Raw genomic sequence first — 897 nt, forward strand, 5'->3', positions numbered from 1 at the left:
CGCCATGCTTGCTTAGCCTGCTCCGTCCCCCCATCGCAATTATACCAAGTACGGAAATATTAATCCGTTTCCCATCGACTACGCCTTTCGGCCTCGCCTTAGGGGTCGACTTACCCTACCCTGATTAACATGGGATAGGAACCCTTGGTCTTCCGGCGTGCGGGTTTTTCACCCGCATTATCGTTACTCATGTCAGCATTCGCACTTCTGATACGTCCAGCATACCTCCCGGTACACCTTCAACCGCTTACAGAACGCTCCCCTACCACTCAGAATAAATTCTGAATCCGCAGCTTCGGTGCATAGTTTAGCCCCGTTACATCTTCCGCGCAGACCGACTCGACCAGTGAGCTATTACGCTTTCTTTAAAGGATGGCTGCTTCTAAGCCAACCTCCTGGCTGTCTGGGCCTTTCCACATCGTTTCCCACTTAACTATGACTTTGGGACCTTAGCTGGCGGTCTGGGTTGTTTCCCTCTTCACGACGGACGTTAGCACCCGCCGTGTGTCTCCCGGATATTACTTTACGGTATTCGGAGTTTGCAAAGGGTTGGTAAGTCGGGATGACCCCCTAGCCTTAACAGTGCTCTACCCCCGTAAGTATTCGTCCGAGGCTCTACCTAAATAGATTTCGGGGAGAACCAGCTATCTCCCGGTTTGATTAGCCTTTCACTCCAAGCCACAAGTCATCCCCTAACTTTTCAACGTTAGTGGGTTCGGTCCTCCAGTTGATGTTACTCAACCTTCAACCTGCTCATGGCTAGATCACCGGGTTTCGGGTCTATACCTTGCAACTATTCGCCCAGTTAAGACTCGGTTTCCCTACGGCTACCCTAATCGGTTAACCTCGCTACAAAATATAAGTCGCTGACCCATTATACAAAAGGTACGCAGTCAC

Annotated in this window: 1 rRNA gene; it reads right to left on the reverse strand. The window is 50.7% G+C overall.

The window, feature by feature from the left end:
• Positions 1-897 (reverse strand): 23S ribosomal RNA (locus tag ACFI4Z_RS19050); the annotation flags it as partial.

It is taken from the genome of Pseudoalteromonas sp. RWi3, assembly GCF_054960735.1.